General features: G+C 64.0%; 10 protein-coding genes. 5 read left to right on the top strand and 5 right to left on the bottom strand.

Going from position 1 to position 20,571, the window contains the following annotated elements:
• Window positions 1–23 precede the first annotated feature (23 nt).
• The 4 genes from ARCT_RS0123885 to ARCT_RS0123870 are packed head-to-tail and all read left to right on the top strand — an operon-like array spanning window position 24 to window position 6,851.
• Window positions 24–1,031 (top strand): AAA family ATPase, encoded by a 1,008-nt coding sequence (locus ARCT_RS0123885; RefSeq protein ID WP_027242355.1) that lies wholly within the window; start codon window positions 24–26, stop codon window positions 1,029–1,031.
• Window positions 1,028–1,981, top strand: a complete 954-nt coding sequence (locus ARCT_RS26785; RefSeq protein WP_240476370.1) for a DUF58 domain-containing protein — start codon at window positions 1,028–1,030, stop codon at window positions 1,979–1,981. Before ARCT_RS0123885 ends, ARCT_RS26785 begins: the two co-directional genes overlap by 4 nt.
• A complete protein-coding gene (locus tag ARCT_RS0123875; RefSeq protein WP_027242354.1) occupies window positions 1,978–4,782 on the top strand; it encodes a DUF4159 domain-containing protein in 2,805 nt (934 codons plus the stop codon). Before ARCT_RS26785 ends, ARCT_RS0123875 begins: the two co-directional genes overlap by 4 nt.
• An 11-nt stretch (window positions 4,783–4,793) precedes the next feature.
• Window positions 4,794–6,851, top strand: a complete 2,058-nt coding sequence (locus tag ARCT_RS0123870) for a membrane protein (protein ID WP_027242353.1) — start codon at window positions 4,794–4,796, stop codon at window positions 6,849–6,851.
• A 119-nt stretch (window positions 6,852–6,970) separates the two neighbouring features.
• Here ARCT_RS0123870 and pbpC read toward each other — a convergent pair whose 3' ends face one another.
• On the bottom strand, window positions 6,971–8,998 hold the full coding sequence (gene pbpC, locus ARCT_RS0123865) for a penicillin-binding protein 1C (protein WP_036786212.1): 2,028 nt from the start codon (window positions 8,996–8,998) through the stop codon (window positions 6,971–6,973).
• Window positions 8,999–9,138: 140 nt separating this feature from the next.
• Window positions 9,139–14,544, bottom strand: coding sequence for an alpha-2-macroglobulin family protein (locus tag ARCT_RS0123860; protein WP_154665425.1), 5,406 nt, complete (start codon window positions 14,542–14,544; stop codon window positions 9,139–9,141).
• 315 nt (window positions 14,545–14,859) lie between these two features.
• Between ARCT_RS0123860 and ARCT_RS0123855 the strand changes: the two genes are divergently transcribed.
• Window positions 14,860–17,154 (top strand): response regulator, encoded by a 2,295-nt coding sequence (locus tag ARCT_RS0123855; RefSeq protein ID WP_036785386.1) that lies wholly within the window; start codon window positions 14,860–14,862, stop codon window positions 17,152–17,154.
• Window positions 17,155–17,169: 15 nt separating this feature from the next.
• Here ARCT_RS0123855 and yaaA read toward each other — a convergent pair whose 3' ends face one another.
• The 3 genes from yaaA to ARCT_RS0123840 form a co-directional block, all read right to left on the bottom strand.
• Window positions 17,170–17,940 carry a peroxide stress protein YaaA gene (gene yaaA / locus ARCT_RS0123850; RefSeq protein WP_027242349.1) on the bottom strand — a complete coding sequence of 257 codons (771 nt, stop codon included), beginning with the start codon at window positions 17,938–17,940 and terminating at the stop codon, window positions 17,170–17,172.
• A 39-nt stretch (window positions 17,941–17,979) separates the two neighbouring features.
• On the bottom strand, window positions 17,980–20,052 hold the full coding sequence (gene recQ, locus ARCT_RS0123845; RefSeq protein ID WP_027242348.1) for a DNA helicase RecQ: 2,073 nt from the start codon (window positions 20,050–20,052) through the stop codon (window positions 17,980–17,982).
• 160 nt (window positions 20,053–20,212) lie between these two features.
• A complete protein-coding gene (locus ARCT_RS0123840) occupies window positions 20,213–20,500 on the bottom strand; it encodes a YggT family protein (protein WP_027242347.1) in 288 nt (95 codons plus the stop codon).
• Window positions 20,501–20,571 lie beyond the last annotated feature (71 nt).

The following is a 20,571-nucleotide window of genomic DNA, read 5'->3' as shown; positions in this document are numbered from 1 at the left end:
ATATCCGCCGCGAAAGGAATGTCATGTCCGAACCCGACGATCTGCTGATCCAGATTGAAGCTCTGGAAGCCAAGCTGCAACTGGCACGGGAATCGATCACCCGCCGTTTCATCGGACAGGAGAGGGTCGTGGACCTGACCCTGGCCACTCTGCTCTGTGGCGGCCATGGCTTGCTGGTGGGGCTGCCCGGTCTGGGTAAAACCCGGCTGGTTGAAACCCTGTCCACCGTCATGGGACTGGATGGCAAGCGGGTGCAGTTCACCCCGGATCTGATGCCCGCTGATATCCTCGGCTCTGAGGTCCTGGATACCAACGCCGATGGCAGCCGCGCCTTTCGGTTTCTGCCCGGACCGGTGTTTTGCCAGCTGCTGATGGCGGATGAGATCAACCGCGCCAGCCCGCGCACCCAATCGGCGCTCCTGCAGGCGATGCAGGAGCGCCAAGTGACGGTTGCAGGCGCTGACCGGCCTCTGGGCCTGCCCTTTCACGTGCTGGCCACCCAGAACCCGATCGAACAGGAGGGCACCTACCCCCTGCCCGAGGCGCAGCTGGACCGCTTCCTGTTTCAGATCGACGTGCCCTATCCCACCCGCGACACCGAGCGCGAAATCCTGCTGACCACCACCGGGATTGAGGAAGGCTCTGCCCATCAGGTGTTTTCCGCCCCAGAACTGATCGCCGCACAAGAGCTGCTGCGGCGCATGCCGGTGGGCGAATCAGTGGTGGAGATGATCCTTGATCTGGTGCGCGCCTTTCGCCCCGAAGAGCCCGGTGTCTCTGACCGGGTGGCGCAGACCGTCGCCTGGGGCCCTGGCCCACGTGCCGCACAGGCCCTGATGCTGGCGGTGCGCGCCCGCGCCCTGCTGCACAGCCGCCTGGCTCCCAATGCCGAAGACGTGCTCGACATGGCGCTGCCGGTGCTGAGCCACCGCATGCAGCTGAGCTTTGCGGCGCGGGCGCGGGGGGACAGTCTCAGTGATCTCATCGCGCAGACCGCCGCTGATCTGGCCCAGAACGGAATCGCCGCATGAGCCACCCCGCCGCCCCACAGGCCGCCCAGCGGGCCCCCTCTCAGGCCCCCTCTCAGGCCAGGACCCAACAGTCCCAAGCCGCGGCGGCACAGCTGCGCCTTGGTGCCGAACGGGCCGCCAGCGCCCTGCCGCCGCTTTTGGTGCAGGCGCAGCAACTGGCCGGATCGGTACTGGGCGGCGAACACGGGCGGCGACGCGCCGGAATGGGCGATGATTTCTGGCAATACCGCCCGCTGCAACAAGGCGACAGCCGTCGCATGATTGATCACCGCCGCTCCGCCCGCGGGGATCAGCAATTTGTGCGCGAGCGGGAATTGCAGATTGCCCAGACAGTGCATCTCTGGGTTGATCAAGGCGCCTCGATGCGCTTTGCCTCAACCCCTGCCCTGCCCAGCAAGATCGAACGCGCCCGGCTGATTGGCCTGGCCCTGTCGATCCTGATGCTGCGGGGCGGTGAACGTGTCGGCCTGACCGGCGGCAGCCTGCCGCCACGGCGTGGCAACCTGCAAATCCTGCGCCTGTGTGATGCGCTCAGCGCCGATGATGCCCAGGACTATGCCCCGCCCGAGGATCGCGCCATGGCTCCCCAGGCCCGCGCCCTGTTCATTTCCGATTTCCTTGGTCCCTTTGAACCGCTGGAGCGCGCCCTGTCAAAAGCCGCAGATCGCGGCGTACACGGGGTGCTGTTACAGGTGCTGGATCCGGCCGAGGAACGCTTTCCCTTTGTGGGCCGCACCCGGTTCGAAAGCGTCACCGGCGCGCTCTCCCATGAAACGCTCAAGGCCGCTTCGCTGCGGCAGCAATATCTGGACGGTCTGGCTGAGCGGCGGGACGCGCTGGACCACCTGTGCCGCACTGCCGGCTGGCATCTGGGCCAGCATCACAGCGATACGCCTGCGCTTTCGGCTCTGATGTGGCTCTATCACACGATGGATCGGGGTCAGCTATGACGATGATTGGTGGCCTTGGCTTTACCGCACCCTGGCTTTTGCTGGGGCTGCTGGTGCTGCCGCTGCTGTGGATCCTGCTGCGGGCGGTGCCGCCGGCACCAAGAAAACAGATCTTTCCCGCCGTGACCCTGCTGCTGGGCCTGTCGGACCAGGACAGCCAGTCCGACCGCACCCCCTGGTGGCTCTTGCTGTTGCGGCTTTTGGCGGTGGCAGCGGCGATCCTTGGCTTTGCCGGGCCGGTGCTGAACCCAACCCGTGACAGCGCAGGATCCGGGCCGCTGGTCCTGGTGCTGGATGGCACCTGGGCGGGGGCAACAAACTGGCAGGAAACCACCAAACAGATCAGTACCCGCCTGGCGGAGGCCGGCCGCGCCAACCGTCCCGTGGCGCTGTTGCAGCTCACCGCCCCCAAGGCGCTACACTTTCAGGCTGCCGCAACCTGGCAACAACAACTGCCCGGCCTTCTGCCCCAGCCCTGGCAGCCCTCTGCGGATCAGATCAGCGCCACTGCGGCCCATCTGGCTGCAAGCAATGCGCGCTTTGACAGTCTCTGGTTCAGCGATGGTCTGGTCTATGCGGGTCAACAGGATCTCACCGAGGCTTTGTCCAGCCATGGTGCGGTCACGGTGATCTCCTCTGGCCTGCCGGTACTGGGCCTGTTGCCGCCTGTTGCCAAAGACGGTGCGCTGGAGATTTCGCTTTTGCGCAGCACCCCCGATGGCACCGCTCTAGGCCCACGCACGGTTGAGGTGCTGGCCCGTGGCCGCGATCCCGGGGGCACCCATCGGACCCTGGCCCAGGTCACCGCACAGTTTGAAGCCGGCGCTGTAAATACCAGCCTGCACCTGGCGCTGCCCGCTGAGCTGCGGGCCAGAATTGAGCGTTTCGAACTGCCAGACCAGCGCTCTGCCGGGGCGGTCGCCCTGAGTGATGACAGCCTGCGGCGGCGCGAGGTGGCGCTGATTTCATCCGGCGCCCCGGACGAAGGTCTGGCGCTGTTGTCGCCACTGCACTACCTGCGCCAGGCGCTGAAACCCACGGCTGAGCTGATCGAGGGCAGCCTGGGCGACATTTTGCCCGCCAACCCGGATGTGATCGTGCTGGCCGATGTGGCCCGGATCGCCCCGGATCTGCAGGATGCGCTGGCGGAATGGGTCAAGGCCGGCGGCTTGCTGTTGCGCTTTGCCGGGCCGCGCCTCGCCTCCAGCGACACCGCCCGCGACAGCGAAGAGATGCTGATGCCGGTACGGCTGCGCATTGGCGGGCGCAGCATCGGTGGCGCCATGAGCTGGGGAGAGCCCAAAACCCTGGCGCCCTTTGCCGAGGGCTCACCCTTCTTTGGTCTCACCATCCCGGCCGAGGTCTCGGTCTCGTCACAGGTGGTGGCGCAGCCCGATCCCAGCCTCGCCTCCCGTGTCATTGCCGCCCTGGACGATGGCACGCCCTTGGTCACCCGCAAGGCGCTGGGACAGGGGCAGGTGGTGCTGTTTCACGTCACCGCCAATGCGGAATGGAGCAGCCTGCCCCTGTCGGGTCTGTTTGTGCGCATGCTGGAACGGCTCGCGGTCTCCTCCGCCGCAAAACCACCCGAGGCACAGAGCCTGGAGGGCACCACATGGCGTCCCCTCACGGTGCTGGATGGGTTTGGCCGCAGCATCGACGCCTCGACCCTGCCGGGCGTGGCCGGTCCTGACCTGATTGATCAGCCCGCCGGGCCTGCCCTGCGCCCCGGCCTGTACCAAAGCGACAGCCGCAGTCTGGCCCGCAACGCCCTTGCCCATGGCGATCTTTTGACCGCTGCCACCTGGGCGAGTGATGTCGTGCAGGCCGGATACCACAGCAATCAGGAGCAGGCGCTGGCCGGGCTGCTGCTTGGGCTGGCGCTGATCTTGCTGAGCCTCGATGTGGTGGCAACATTGCTGATCAGTGGCCTGCTGGCCCGGCGCCAGGGCCTGACCATGGGGGTGCTTGTCCTAGGCGCAGGCCTGGGCATGACCGGCGCCTGGCCCACTGCAGCGCAGGCAGACGGTCTCCGGGATGACCTGGCTGGCGAACATGCCATCCGCGCCGGAGAGCTCACCCTGGCCCATGTGCTCACCGGCGAAGCCAAGACCGACCGCATTGCCCTGGCCGGGCTGCAGGGCCTGTCAGACACGCTGTTCTTCCGCACCTCTGTCGAGCCATCGCCCCCCGTCGGCATTGATCTGGAGCGCGACGATCTGGCGCTTTATCCGCTGCTCTACTGGCCCGTCACCGCCAGCCAGCCGCTGCCCTCAAGCGCGGCCTATGCGCGGCTCAACAGCTATCTTGGCTCTGGCGGCATGATCCTGTTTGACACCCGCGACGCCGGGCGCCCTGCCAGTGGCAGCGCCAGTCCGGCAGCGCGGCGGTTGCAGCAACTGGCGCTGCCGCTGGATATTCCACCGCTGGAGCCGCTGCCCAGCGATCACGTGCTGACCCGCGCGTTCTATCTGTTGCAGGATTTCCCCGGCCGCCACCCGCGCGGAACGCTCTGGGTTGAGGCCGCGCCGGCAGATGCCGAACAGGTGGAAGGCATTCCCTTTCGCGATCTGAACGACGGGGTAACGCCGGTGGTGATTGGTGGCAATGACTGGGCTGCGGCCTGGGCGGTGGATACAAATGGCAGGCCGATGTTGCCGGTTGGGCGCGGCTTTGCCGGCGAACGCCAACGCGAGCTGGCCTATCGCTTTGGCGTCAATCTGGTGATGCATGTGCTTACCGGGAATTACAAATCCGATCAGGTGCATGTGCCGGCCCTGCTGGAACGGCTGGGACAATAGGGGCGGATTTGATGACACAGACCATACTCTTTGACCCGCTCCTGCCCTGGCCCGTGCTGACCGGCCTGGCGGCGCTTGTGCTGGCCAGCATTGTGCTGGCCATTTGGCGGCGCTTGCCCGGCTGGGGACTGCGCGGCCTGGCGGCGCTTTGCCTGCTGGGGGCCCTGACTGGCCCGCTGAGCCAGAGCGAGGACCGCGCGCCGCTCAGCGATATCGTGCTGGTGGCGGTGGACAATAGCGCCAGCCAGCAGCTGTCGGACCGGCAGGCCCAGATGGCCGAGGCCCGCGCCGGGTTGCAACGGCAACTCAACGCCCGCCCCAATACCGAAACCCGCTGGATCACCGTCGAGGATAGCCCCGGTGACGGCGGCACCACGCTGATGCAGGCGCTGTCAGTGGCGCTGGCGGATGAGCCCCAGGGGCGCGTGGCCGGCATCATTGCCCTGTCGGACGGCCAGGTGCATGATGCAGAACAGCCCGTTGATCTGCCCGCACCGATGCATCTGTTGATGACCGGCCGAGAGGGGGACTGGGACCGGCGCCTGATCCTGCGCAATGCCCCGGCCTTTGCCATCATCGGCGAGCCCATCACCCTCACCCTGCGGATCGAAGATCAGGGCACGCCGCCCCCGGATCAACGTCAGGCCCCGCTTGAGATCTCCATTGATGGCGGCCCCCCGCAGCGCTTTAACCTGCCGCTTGGGGTGGATTTCGACCTACCCCTGACGCTGCCCCATGGCGGCCGCAACGTGATCCGCTTTGCCACCCCGCAAACCCCGGGCGAGCTCACCGATCGCAACAATGCCGCCCTGGTGCAGATCAACGGCGTGCGGGACCGGCTGCGGGTGCTCTTGGTCTCGGGTGAGCCCCATGCCGGCGGGCGCACCTGGCGCAATCTGCTGAAATCCGACAGCTCGGTTGATCTGGTGCATTTCACCATTCTGCGGCCCCCGGAAAAGCAGGACGGGGTACCGGTGGATGAGCTGTCGCTGATCGCCTTTCCAACCCGCGAGCTGTTTCTGGAAAAGATCGACGATTTTGATCTGATCATCTTTGACCGCTACAAACGGCGCGGCATCCTGCCGGCGATCTATCTTGATAACGTGGCCAACTATGTGGAACAGGGCGGCGCGGTTCTGATCGCAGCGGGACCGGATTTTGCCAGTGCCGATTCGATCTATCGCTCGCCGCTGGCGCGGGTGCTGCCCGCCGCCCCAACCGCACGGGTGCTGGAGCAGGCCTATCGCCCCAAGGTCACCGAGTTGGGCCATCGCCATCCCGTCACCGCAGGGCTGGAACCGCAGGGGCAAGAGGGCGAGCCGCAGTGGGGCAGCTGGCTGCGCCAGATCGAGGTTGCCGCGCCACAGGGCCATGTGCTGATGGAGGGGGTCGAAACGCGGCCACTGCTGGTGCTGAACCGGGTCGCCGCCGGGCGGGTGGCCCTGCTGGCCTCGGACCATGCCTGGCTGTGGAGCCGGGGGTATCAGGGCGGCGGGCCGCAGCTGGAACTGCTGCGCCGACTGGCCCATTGGATGATGAAAGAGCCGGAGCTGGAAGAGGAAATGCTCTGGGCTGAGGTCACCGGACAGACCATGCAGGTGTTTCGCCGCCGGATGAGCGGCACCGCAGGCGCGCTCACCGTGACCGCTCCGGATGGCAGCGAGACCAGCCTGGAGATGCAGCAACGCGCGCCGGGGCTTTGGGAGACCAGCTATACCGGGGCTGAACCGGGGCTTTACCGGTTGCGCGAAGGTGCGGTCGATACGGTTGTTGGCCTTGGCCCCGCCGCGCCGCGTGAATTCCAACAGACCATTGCCACAGCGGAACTTCTGGCGCCGGTGCTGGCGCCGCTGCGCGGTGGCGCGCTGCGCCTGGAACAGGGGCTGCCACGCCTGCGCGAGGTCAGCCCCGGTCGTCCCGCCTCGGGGCGCGGCTGGATCGGGCTGACGCCGCGCGCCGCCTATGAGACCCGCTCGGTCTCACAAACGACGTTGCTGCCGGCCTGGCTGGGCCTGTTGCTGGCGGCGGGCTTGGTCATTGCCGGCTGGCTGCGAGAGGGGCGGCGTTAGCAGGCAGCGCGGCCTGTCCCGACAAGCCACCAGAGAGCAAAGGCAACGGGCAATGGGCAATGGGCAATGGGCAATGGGCAATGGGCAATGGGCAATGGGCAAGGATGGGTCTGATGCCCCTAATGAAGCAACCTGTCGATTTCGACGCCCACACTGACGCTGTGACCGGCGCTATCCAGCACCACCAGATTGGCAAAGCCCGGCCCTGGGTTTGGCACTTCAAACTCACGGTGGCGCTGCCCCTTGGCCAGAACCCGGCCATCTGCCAACAGGGCAAAGGGGGCGGTGCCACCGCGCAGCTTCACCACCAGCGGCGCGCCCTCCAGTGCCAGGGCGGCCCCATCCGGGGGAAACAACAGCTGCGGCGCGGCGGCATTTTTGGCAAAAACCGCATCCCGCGGCCGGAACCGGCGCAGCGGCAGCGGCAGCTCTGCTGCCCCCAGGATCAAGGTGGCTGCGGGCGGCGGCGGCGGCGGCGCGATTTCCGGCTTGAGGCGGCCAAAAGCTTCAAACAGCACTGGCGCGGCCAGATCACCGCCAAAGGCGCCGGGCACCGGGGTGCCATCTGCCCGTCCCAGCCAGACGCCAATCACATGCTGCCCATCCCAGCCAATCGCCCAGGCATCGCGGTGGCCATAGGAGGTTCCGGTTTTATAGGCCAGCACCCCGGTCCGGGCGCCGGGCGGCGGCGGCAACCCGCGCAGAATATCCCCCAGCTGCCAGGCGGCAACCTCGGAGACCATCCGGGGCAGATCCTCGGAGCTGGCGCTTTGCAGGGCACGCAGGCGCAGCCCCTGGCCGCCAGCGGCAATACCGGCATAGAGCTGCACCAGATCCTGTAGCGAGGTGCCAATACCGCCCAGGCTGATGGCCAATCCGGGCTTGCCGCCTGGTAGCTCTGGCGCCGCCCCCCCGCGCCGCATCACCGCCAGCAGCTGCGCCGGGCCGATCTCTCGCGTCAGCCGGACCACCGGGATATTCAGCGACAGTTGCAGCGCCTCGCGCACCCGCAGATCACCGCGAAACTGCCCGTCAAAATTCTGCGGCGCATAGCCATCAAAATCCACCGGACCATCATGGATCAGGCTCTCGGGATGGACCAGACCGGAGTCAAATCCCAGACCATAGACCAGCGGCTTCAGGGTCGAGCCCGGCGAGCGCAGCGCCTGGGTCATATCGACAAACCCCTGCCGCGCGCTGTCCTCATAAGAGGGCGAGCCAACCGAGGCCAGGATCTCGCCGCTGCGATGATCCACCGCCACCAGCGCCGCAGAAACCCGCGCCCCCGCATTGCGGGCCGCCTCTGCCACCAGCGCCTCCATCTTGGCCTGCACCTGTGCATCCAGCGTCACCGCCAGACGCGAGACCCCGGGACGCGCCGCCAGGAGCCGATCCGACAGATGCGGCGCCAGACGTGGAAAGCTCTGCATCCGGCGCGGCAGGGGCGCCTGTTGCGCCACCGCAACCTGCGCCGCAGTCAGCAGGCCCGCCTGTGCCAGCCGCGCCAGGACCCTATCCCGCGCTGCCGCCGCTGCCGCAGCGGCGCGGTCTGGTCGGCGGCGCTCGGGCGATTGCGGCAGGGCGATCAGCAGCGCCGCCTGCGAGGGCGTCAGCCGGTTGGGCGCCTTGCCAAACCAGGCATAGCTCGCCGCGCGAATGCCTTCGAGATTGCCGCCATAGGGCGCATGGGTGAGGTAGAGCGCCAGGATCTGCTGCTTGGAGAGACGTCGCTCCAGTGCCAGCGCCAGACGGATCTGACGCAGCTTGCCGGCCCAGGCCCCGGTGGTGCCATCCTCCAGCAGCCGCGCCAATTGCATGGTCAGGGTTGATCCGCCCGAAATGGTCTTGCCGTGCCACAGCGCCTGCCCCATAGCCCGCAGCATCGCCAGGGGGTCCACCCCGATATGGGACAGGAACCGCTTATCCTCATAGGCGATCAGCATGGCGATGAAATCCGGATCCACCTGCGCCAGCTGCGGTGCCATGCGCCAGATGCCATCACCAACCGGATAGACCCGCAACAGCGCCCCGTCGCGGTCCAGAACCTCGGTTGAGGTTTCCGCCAACGTCACTGGCAGAACCGTCTGCGCCACCCATTGATCAAAGCGCTGCAGGCCCGTCCCGGTCACAGCCAGGGTCAGCGCCAGCGCAAAGCCGCGCTGCCACAGCCCCCATCCAGACCCGCCCCTGCGCCGGAACAAGCGCCCGGAAAAAGGCCTGGCTGAGAGCCAGCCAAACAGCCTGGCAAAAGGCGCGGCCAAGCGCGCCTTTGCACCGCGACGACGGATCACCGGATCACAACCGAGCCCGCAGCAGTATGGGCACGGTAGGCGGGGCGATACATGTCCTCGACCTGGGCAGCCGGGCGATGGAAGGTCCCCGGTGTCACCGCGCGGCTGATATAGGCCAGCGTTGCGGTCTTGCGCCCTGACAGATCTATCGCCGCCAGGAACCGGTCACTGCGGAACTCGGCATGTTCTGCTGTGGTGGGTTCCAACCAGGCAAGATCGCGCAGATCCCCCGACCGCAACAGATTGGGGTTGTCGATCTCGATCCCGGCGGCCAGCGGATCATTGATCATCAGCCGCGCCCCCACGGTCTCATGGGGCGTGACCCGCAGCACGGTGACAAAGCGATCTCCGATCTCAAAGGCCCCGCCATCCAGCTCTTTCCCCTCCAGGCTGTAATAGCTACGGGTGATCGAATAGCCATAACCGCCAGCGGCTGGTGGCACCTCGGGCACGCCCAGCGTGGTCAGGGTGAGATCCGTTGCCGCGCCACTGGCACTGGTGATCGACATGTCTGGCAGGCTCTGTCCGCCACTTATCTGCACAAAGGGCCCTTCTGAGGGCTGGCCGTTGATCAACATCCCCGAGTTCTCGGGGTTTTTGATCAGCGCATGCGCCGCCAAAAGCACCCAAGCGGATTCCTGCGTCGACATCCGGTTGCTGTTCGCGCTGACACGGGTGCTCAGCATCTCGGCGCTGATCACATCAGACCCCGCCTCGGTGATCAAAGCCAGAACCGCCGCCGCATCGCGGCGCTGGGTGCCATAGTCCGCCCGCCAGACCGGCCCTTCCTGCTCGGCCCGCTGCAACAGCTCGCCTGCGCGGGCAAACATCCGGTCAGCCCGCCGCTGATCGCCATAGGCCGCCAGCGCGGCGCCCAGCTGGGCGGCGGCCAGAGGGGTGGCAAAGGCCCGGGCCTTTACATCGGCATAGTAGCGCAGATCCCCCATCGCGGCGGCGCCCTCGCGGGCCAGCACCAGCAGCGCATAGGCCACGTCTTCGCCACCTTCGTCAAAATCAGAGGCGTAGTTCAGCCGGTTGCGCAGATTGTCCATCGCCCGCACAAAGGCGGCTTCGGGGACCTCATGGCCCTGCCTGCGCGCCCGCGACAGGAAGTCAGAGGCATAAGCATCCAACCAGAAATCACCACTTTCGGCCCGCCACAGACCAAAGGCGCCATTGCTGGCCTGACGTGTCAGCACCCGCTGGATCGCCGATTGGATCCGGTCCTTGACCTGCGGCCCGCGTCCCAACCCCAGCGATTGTGCCACCGAGGACAGATAGAGCAGCGGCAGCGCCTTGGAGGTCACCTGCTCGGTGCAGCCATAGGGATATTGATCCAGGCTTTCGAGCAGTCCCGGCACGTCAAATTTTGCCAGTGGTCCCGCCGACAGAACCGCCCGCGCAGTGCCAGGTCTGAGCCCGGCAAAGACATCCTCCGTCAGCTCAAAACTGCGGCCTTTGTTCAGGGTGAACCGGCGGGTTCTGGCCAGCACCGGATCATTGGCCCGCACCGGCAGGCGCAAGACCTGGCTCAGGTGTTTGCCATCCGGGGTAATCAGCGACAACACCACCTCGGGATCCCCCACAGCTGTCGCCGTGACCGGCAGCTGCAACACCGCCTTGCCCTGTTCGCCCAGGGTCACCACGCCGGGCAGATTGCCCAGAGTGATGCCCGCGCCCAGGGACTGCGCCAGCAGGGTCATCTCTCCGGCGGGGCCATCGGCGTGCACCAGTTCGATATTGATCCGGCTTTGATCCCCAGGCGCCAGAAAGCGCGGCAGGGAGGCCGTGACCACCACCGGATCGCGCACCAGCATATCGGCCTCAGCCTGGCCTACTGCGGCCCCGGACCAGGCCATGGCCATCAGCCGTACCGTGCCGTTAAAGGCCGGGAGCTCCATCGGGAAGGCAACCATACCGCTGGTATCGACCTGCACGGCGCCAGAGAAGAAGGCCACCAGATCCTGCGTCGGTGGCGGAGATTGCATCTGCAGGCCCCGATCGGCATCGCCACCAGAACGCAGCTGCCCCAGAGCCCCATTGCCCGGATCAATCAGCCGCCCGTAAATATCGCGCAGCTCCATCCCCAGACGGCGCTGACCGTGATAATGCGCGCTGGGATCCGGGCTTTTGAACCCGGTGAGGTTGAGAATGCCAAGATCCACCGCCGCCACCGTCAGCCAGACCTGTTCCCCCGGCTTGGCGCCGGTGACCTTGATCTGCGCGGTCTCGGTACTGCGGGGGCGGGCCACCTCGGGCACCTCGATGGCGACCTCGAGCTCTTGTCCCGGCTGGGTGATGGTTGCATGAGCCAGCCCCAGCGCCCGGGTTGGGGTGCGGCTGGTCTTGCCGGTCAGCGGCTGTAGCATCATTGCAGTGACATAGGCGCCACTGCCCCACTGCTGAGTGACCGTGAGCGGCACCAGCACTTCGCCGGCCTCGACCTCAACCGCGTGGCGTTCGATGACCCGGTTGGACAACACCGAGATCAGCGCCGTGCCGGCGCTTTGTGGCACCAGCCGCAGCTGCGCGGTATCGCCGGGCTGATAGCTGTCGGCATCCAGTGACATCTCCAGCCGGTCCGGCGTGGCCGAGGCATCGGCAGGCGCATACCAGCCTGCGTAGAAATCCAAAGCCGCCTCGACATAGGCGCCGTCCAGCCGCTCAACCACCAGTTCATAGCGGCCCCAGTCGGTGGGGGTCGACAGCAGGACAGGCGTCTCCCCCAGCAGGGCTTCGCCGGTGGCGATGCTTTTGCGGCGGGTGCTGCGCTCCCAGTTCCAGTTGCCATAAAGCTGATACCAGTGATAGCGGGTCTCGATCCGGTTCAGGCTCCACTTGACCCGCATTGGCATTGGCTGCAGATCCTGCGACAGAGCCACCAGTTCAAACCCGGCTTCGGTTCCCTCGGCGACCACCTCGTCAAACAGCGGTTTGATACCCAGGATCGGCCCCGAGGGGCTGACCGGCAGATCCATCCGGCGCTCAACCGGGCGCCCCGATCCATCTGTCAGCCGGGTGGTGAGCGAGGCCTCAAAGGGCTGCCCCGTGGCCTCGACCAACGGCAGCTCCACCGTGATCCGGGCAGCGCCACTGGCATCCGTATTGTCGCCGCCAAAATAGTTCCTTTGGCTGTCGTTTGGCGCATCATAGCGGCCAAAGTGATAGCCCGGCCATTTCGCCAGAGTGCTGACAGGGCGCAGGCGCAAATCCCCATCAATGCCAAGATCCGCCCCCGGTGCGCCAAACAGATAGCGCGCAGAGATATCCAGCTGGGCAAACTCACCCGGCCGCAGATTGTCGGAATTGGCAATGCTTTGGTCAAAATCAATACGCTCGGGCATGAAATCTTCGACCAGGATCTGACGGCTGGCCAAGGCCGGCGCTTTTACATCGCTCTTGATCTCGAGCCGCCAGGTTCCCCGTGGCGCAGTGCTGCCGACCGGCAGGTCAAAGACATGCCCCCCCATGTCCCCCCCGGCCGAGACATGGCGGCTGTATTCCACCCCGTCAGGCCGGGTGAGGATCGCGGTCAGCGGCAGATCCTGGATCGCCTGCGCCGCGCCATCGCGGGTCAGAGCCGTGACATGGATCGCTTCTCCGGCACGATAGGCCCCACGGTCGGTGGCCAAAAAGACATCCACAGGCCCGGGAGAGGGCCGTCCCTCAACGCCGCGATCCGACAGATCAAAGGCGGCATCTTTCAACGACAGGAAGGCAAAATCCTCACTCCCGTCTGCGCCTGTAACCTGCGCCTGAATCATCGCTGCGGCGGCGCCGCCGCGTCCACGGGCCAGACCGGGTGCAAAATGTGCATAGCCGGTGGCATCGCTGGTGGCTGTGCCCAGCACCGCATTGGCATTGGAGATCAGCGTCACCTCAACCCCGGCGCGCGGCCTGGCATCAGACAGCCCCTGCACCTGCACATGTAATCCGTCGCTGCCCGACATCGTGCTGAGCCCCAGATCGGTCAGCACAAACCACTGGGTGGCATTGGGATCATCATAGGGGTCGGCGCCCTTGTAGTTTGCCGAGAGCGCGTAGATCCCCACCGGCTGATCTGCAATGGCCTCGGCCAGGGGCAGACGGGTGGTCATGTCCTGGTTCAGCGTGCTTTGCACCACTGCCGTGCCACTCCAGACCTCTTCGGCGATGTCGCTGGCAAAATGTTCCTCCTGCCACTGCGACAACGGACGCCCAAAATACCCCTCTTGCAGGCTGCGCAACAGGTTCCGGTCGCTGACCCGGCGCAGTTGCAGGGTGAGTTCCGTCAGGTTTACGGTTTCAACCGGCAGCGCCGCCTGATCGGTCTTGGCCAGGACATAGGCCCGCCCCGGGAAACGCACGGCCGGGCTGCGATCCCCAATGTAATGGGTCAGCTCCACATCCTTGATCAGCGCATCGCCATTGCCCGCAGGCAGCCCGCTGCGCAGGGTCAGCTGGTAGCGGTGGCCATGTTCCAGCCCCTCAATACAGAGCTCCTGACCCTCGGCCGTAGCCACGATTCCTGGCGCCGACAGCTTCAGGTAGTCCTCATAGGCAACGCCGCTCAGCAACAGGGGTTCGGAGAACTCAACGCAGAGACGCGGCGTGGCGCTGTCGCTTTGCACCCGGCTATCGGTGACGTGAAAGCCGTATTTTCCAATCATCATGTCCAGCAGCCGTGCGGTATCCCGGCGCGGCGCGATCTCTTCGGCCAGCCGCAGCAGCGGCAGCATATCCCGCCCCCGGCCCAGTTTCTCCAGCGCCCGCGCGGCTGCAACCAGCCCGTTGACCTGAACCTCACCAGAGGAGGCACGCAGATAGGCGTTGAGGCCAGCCGCCAGCGCCTGTTGCCGCGTGTCCCGCTGCGAGCCGCTTTGCGAATTGCTGTGGCGCAACAGCACAGCGGAATATTCAGCCCAAAGCCCGGCCTCGTCACTCAGCGCAACCGCCTGTGCCAACCAGCGCAGCGCGCCTTTGGTATTGCCCCCCCGCGCCTGGATCTGCGCCGCCGCAACCATATCTTCCAAGGCCGCGCCCTCAGACGGGAAATGGCGGCCAATCTCTTCGGCAGTCTGATAGGCCAGCGTCCAATCCGCCGCCCGCAGGGCGCTCAACCGCTTGGCGCGCGCCTCTCCCTGGGCCAAGACAGCGGCCGGTTGAACCTGCTTCAGCGCCGAAATCGCCCCGACGAACTGCGACGCCGTCTGCATGTCCTGCTTTGGAAAACAGGCATTTGAACGGGTATTGTAGGAAAAACCAGCGCAGCTGTCCTGGGCGCTACAGGCCGCCTGACAAGAGGCCAGATCAGTATCAAACAGCGCCTGCAGATCCGAACCGTAATAATCGGTATCCATAAAGCCCTGATAGCGCTGGGGCGGGATGACTGAATCAGCCTGCGCCGCAGATGCAAAAACCATTGAAAACCCAGTGAGCGCCACAAGCGCAATATGCGCGCCGGATGCCGCAAGCTGCCGCTGATGCGGGTCGCTGTGCCCAGACCGCCCGACCCAGCCGAGAACACGCTGGCAAAATCCGTGAAGAAAAAAAGTGAACCGTTCAATAAAGCAAACTGGCATGGCGCCCTCCTAAATCAGACACAGGCTGGCACGAGCTTAACATCATAGCAAGAAGTTCACGCGTAAGACTGTTGCCAAGACCTTTACATTTTCACCCGACTGTCGCCCCCCATATTTTGGGGGAACTGTTTGTTATATTTGTTGGAGCCTGCAGGGATGAGCCTTGCTGACAAAATTGCAGAAGAACGCCGGGCAAGACTGGCGGCAGAGCGCCTGCTTGAACTCAAGCAGGCCGAACTATCAGCTGCGAATCGCAAACTTGGCCGCCACGCCCTGGCTCTGACCAAACAGATTGGTGTGACCCAGGCCGAAGTGGCCACCGTGCGGGATGAAAACGCCAAGGTAAAATCAGACCTGAGCATGGCCAATGAAAAGATCGAAACAGCAGAGCGGCGGCTCTGGCATTCGATCCAGGCCTTTCAGGATGGCTTTGCCTTTTTCAACGCCGACAGCCAGCTCATCGGTGCCAATACGGCCTATTTCAACATTTTTGACGGGCTGGAAGAGGTCGCACCCGGCATCTCTTACATGCGCATCTTGCAGATCCTGACGGACGAAGGGCTGGTCAACACGGGCGATTTGAAGCCGGACAACTGGCGCGCAATGATGAGCGAACGCTGGTTGTCGATGTCGCCGGAACCCGTGATCATCCAAATGTGGGATGATCGCTATCTGCGCCTCCTTGACCAACGGGGCCATGGTGGCGATGTGGTGAGCCTGGCGCTCGATATCACCTCTTCGGTGCATTACGAAGAAGAACTGCGCAACGCCCGTGAAAGAGCCGAAGCTGCCAACCGCGCCAAGTCAGCCTTCCTGGCCAATATGAGCCACGAAATCCGCACCCCGATGAATGGTGTGGTCGGCATGGCCGAACTGCTGAACGATACCATGCTCAATGACGAGCAAAAGCTCTACGCCACGACGATCAAGAACTCGGGCGAAGCGCTGCTGGTGATCATCAATGATGTGCTTGATTACTCCAAGATCGAAGCCGACAAACTGGTGCTGCACGAAGAAGCCTTTGATCTGGAGCGCTGCATCCACGAGATTGTCATGCTGTTGCAGCCCACGGCACGCGACAAGGGGCTCTCGATCCTGGTGGATTATGACCTGTTCCTGCCAACGCAGTTTGTTGGCGATCCGGGGCGCATCCGTCAGGTGCTGACCAATCTTGCCGGCAATGCGGTGAAATTCACCAGCGAGGGCCATGTGACCCTGCGGGTAACCGGAATCTCCGACCCCGAGGAAGGCATCTGCGCGGTGCATTGCATGATAGAAGACACCGGCATTGGCATCCCGGAAGAAAAAATCGACCACGTGTTTGGGGAATTCAACCAGGTCGAAGATGAACGCAATCGCAAGTTCGAAGGCACCGGCCTGGGGCTGGCAATCTCGCGGCGCCTGATTGAACTGATGGAAGGCGAAATCTGGGTTGAAAGTGACGAAGGCCGAGGCTCCTGCTTTGGCTTCCGCATTCCCCTGCCCATCGTCAAGGGCTCCCATTGCGCGACCCCCAGGCTCCCGAAAAGCCTGCGCCACATCATGTTGGTGGACGAATCCACCCTCAACTGCGAAATCCTGCAACGCCAGCTGATGCTGCTGGGCGTAGAGACAACAACCGCAGACAGCGTTTCTGGGGCCATGTCAAAAATGAATATCGGCGTCGATTTGATCCTGGCCGACCATGCGATTGCCGGTGGCGGCGGGCTGGAACTGGCGCATCAATTGCGACAAAGCAAATGGGCCAGCCTGCCAATGCTCATGCTCTGCACCAATCCCCATGAATACCCCGAAACTGACATCCGGAATCTCAACGTGGAGCTGCTGCCCCGTCCCACCCCGCGCAATGAACTCTTTGCCAAGCTGGAAAGCCTCGGCAATGCGCTGTTCAAGGACCAGGCCCTGACCAATGCGGAAGCGGCACAACCCACGGATCTGACGGGGATAATAGCAGAAATCGACAGCCCGCCTCAAACCCTGGAAGAGGCCTATGCAGCCGACAATGCCGCCGCGCAGTTGCCTGCCCCTGACGGCTCCGGGGCGCGCCAGATGCGCATTCTAGCGGCAGAAGACAACAGGACCAACCAGCTGGTTTTTCGCAAGATGGTCAAAGATTTCAACATCGAGCTGCAATTTGCCAAGAATGGCGTCGAAGCCGTCGCGCTGTACCAGTCCTTTGAACCAGATCTGATCTTTATGGATATTTCCATGCCGGAAATGGATGGCAAAGAGGCAACCGGCGAGATCCGCAAGCTGGAAGCCCAAACCGGGCGCCATGTGCCGATCGTTGCGCTCACCGCCCATGCCATGAGCGGCGATTCCGATGGCATCCTTGCCGCCGGGCTGGATCACTACCTGACCAAGCCCCTGCGCAAGGCGGTTATCCTGGAGCGTATTTTGCAACATACCTCGGACGGGTTTCAGCCCATCGAAGTCATCTCAGCCGCCTAGGGTCAGGTCAGCGTCTCACTCCGCCTGGTGGCGCAAGAAAACCGGCTTCATCGGCTCTGACAACTGTGGCTGATAGGCATAGCCGCCGCTGTCAAACTCCTGCAGGGCTGCCACCTCGGAAACCCGGTTCTGAATCACAAACCGCGCCATCGCTCCGCGGGCACGTTTGGCATAAAAACTGACCACCTTTGGGGTGCCGTTTTTGTCTTCCATAAAGACCGGTGTCACCACCTGAAGTTTGAGCGCCTTGAGATCCACGGCGCCAAAATACTCCTGGCTGGCGCAGTTCACCAAGAGCTCGGCACCAACCTCTGCGGCCTGGTCATTCAGCGCCTCGGCGATCTGGCTGCCCCAGTATTCATACAGGTTTTTGCCGCGCGGGGTTTTCAGCCGCGACCCCATCTCCAGCCGGTAGGGCTGCAGCGCGTCCAGCGGCCGCAGCAGGCCATAAAGCCCGGACAGAATGCGGAAATGATCCTGTGCCCAGGCCATTTCTTCGGGCTCCAGCGAGGCGGCCTCCAGCCCCTGATAGGTGTCACCGGCAAAGGCCAGCGCGGCAGGGCGCAGGTCTTTGGCCTGCGGATCTGCGGCAAAATCGCGGAACCGGTCATGGTTCAGCTTGGCCAGATCCTCGCTGATATGCATCAGCTTCATCAGCTCTGGCACCGACAGACCACGCGCCACGGCATTCAGAGCGATGGCATCATTATGAAAAGCAGGAAAGGTCATCTCTTGTTCCCGATCCGACCAATCCAGCTTTTTGGCCGGGGATACCACTACCAGCATCGCGCGCTCCTTTTGTTTCCGCTTTGTTTCCCGCTAGACTTAGTCAGTCTGGCGCAAAACGTCCAGAAAGGCGGGCAAGAATCTCTCAGCCCGGCGTTCGCCCAGGAGCATCACAATGCCGCGTTCATCCTCCGGGCGCATCTGGGTCAGTTTCGCCAGCAGTGCCGCCGGGCAGCTCAGCGGTTTCAGGGTGCCGCAATCGCCACGGATAAGCTGGGTCTGGGCTTCCATCAAGGCATCATAGGTAGAGCCCGCCCCGGCCCGCGTGGCCAGCTTGCGCCGCTGAGGGTGCAACTGCTCCACCGCGCCGGTGATCACCTCCAGGAATTCATCCCCATAGCGTTCCAGCTTTTTGGCACCAACACCGCCAATCCTGGCCATCTGGTCATGGGTTGCGGGCCGGGTTTCTGCCATCTCAATCAGCGTCTTGTCATTAAAGACCACATAGGCGGGCACTTTCTGCGCCTCCGCCAGCGCCCGGCGCTTGGCCTTCAGCGCCGACAGCAGCGGCGCGTCTTCTTCCGAGACCAGCATCTTGACCGCCGGGCGGCGCTCCGCCGATTTGATGGTGTCTTTGCGCAGGGAGATCTGCGCGTCGCCTTTCAGCACCGGCAGGGCCGCCTCGGTCATGCGCAGGGCGCCGTGGCGTTCGGGGTCGGGGCGCACCAGGTCATGGCCCATCATTTGCCGGAACACCGCCTGCCACTGGCGCTTGCTGTATTCTTTGCCACAGCCAAAGACCGACAGATCATCATGGCCTTTTTCGCGCACCCGGTCAGTTTCATTGCCAAACAGAATGTCGATCAGATGGCCCGCGCCATAGGTTTCATTGGTGCGCAAAATAGCCGACAGCGCCTTGCGCACCGCCGTGGTGCCATCAAAGACCTCCACCGGGCTATCACAAAGATCGCAATTGCCGCAGGGCTCTGACGCTTCTTCAAAATACTTCAGCAGCGTCTGGCGGCGGCAGGTCAGGGCCTCGGCCAGCCCCAGCAGTGCATTGAGCCGCCCATGATCTGCGGCGCGACGCTCCGGTGGCGCCAGCCCCTCGTCGATCTGGCTGCGCCGCAGGCGAATGTCATCCGATCCAAACAGCGTCAGCGTTTCAGCAGGCGCCCCGTCACGGCCAGCCCGGCCAATTTCCTGATAATAGGATTCAATGCTTTTGGGCAGATCCGCATGGGCCACCCAGCGGATGTCCGGCTTATCAATCCCCATGCCAAAGGCCACGGTGGCCACCACGATCAGACCATCCTCGCGCGCAAACCGTGTTTCCACATCGCGGCGCTCCCCGGCCTCCATACCGCCATGATAGTGGCAGGCCGCGTGACCGGCATCGCGCAAGGCGCGGGCCAGGTCTTCGGTCTTGGCGCGGGTGCCGCAGTAGACAATGCCAGACTGCCCTTTGCGGGCCCCTGCAAACTCCATGATCTGACGCCGTGGACCATCCTTGGCAGCAAAGGCCAGATGAATATTGGGTCGGTCAAAGCCACGCAGAAAGCTGCGCGGGGCCTGGCCGTCAAACAGCTTGCGCACGATCTCTTCGCGGGTTTCTGAATCGGCGGTGGCGGTAAAGGCAGCCAGGGGCACGTCCAGCGCCTGACGCAGCTCGCCGATACGCAGATAATCGGGGCGAAAATCATGGCCCCATTGGCTGACGCAATGGGCCTCATCCACCGCGATCAGGCTGACATTGATGCGATGCAACATGCTGAGGGTCGACCCCGAGGCCAGACGTTCGGGCGCCATATACAACAGCTTCAGCTCGCCCGCCTCGATGGCCTGCCAGACGGCTTCGGTCTCTTCCTCGGTATTGCCAGAGGTCAGCGCGCCGGCATTGACGCCAACCGCCTGCAGGGCGCGCACTTGGTCACGCATCAGGGCAATCAGCGGCGAGATCACCACGGTGATGCCCGCCCGTTGCAGCGCGGGCAGCTGGAAGCACAGCGATTTACCGCCACCCGTGGGCATGATCGCCAGCACGTTCTCGCCGCGCGTCACCGCATCGACGATCTCTTCCTGACCGGGGCGAAAGGCATCAAAGCCAAAGATATCGCGCAATAGCGGAGTGACAGAGGTCTCTGTCTCGGGGGTCGCTGGCGCGGCTGTCATGAAGTGGGACCTCGTTGGGGGCGGCTGCTCTGATTTGAGCGCTACAATCCCACAGGTCGATTCGGGCGGCAAGCGAAAGGGGCAAAGCTTTCCGCTTCACCCCTACACATTTACTCGGCTTCGCCCGCTGAAATTGCATTCGGCGGCGGTTTGGTCGCGCCTAGTAGAAGGCCATCATATTATTCTGGATGATGATGCGCAGCGCATAGACCGCAATCAGCACCAACAGGGGCGCCAGATCGATGCCGCTCATATTGGGCAGAATGCGGCGCACCGGGGCATAAAGCGGCTCGAGAATGCGCTGCAACATATACCAGATCTGGCCAACCAGTTGCTGTTGCAGGTTCAGCACCTGGAAATTGATCAGCCAGCTCATGATCACATGGGCAATGATGAAGAACCAGACGATGTCCAGGATCAGCAGCAGAATTTGGAACAGAGAGAGCATTCTTTACCTCTTTGGAATAGCAGGCTTACAGGTAAGCAGCCCTGTGCCCATGTGCAAGGCTTCCGCGAGGT

This window comes from Pseudophaeobacter arcticus DSM 23566, from assembly GCF_000473205.1.
GTDB lineage: Bacteria > Pseudomonadota > Alphaproteobacteria > Rhodobacterales > Rhodobacteraceae > Pseudophaeobacter > Pseudophaeobacter arcticus.
This window is presented reverse-complemented; position numbering and strand designations above follow the sequence as displayed.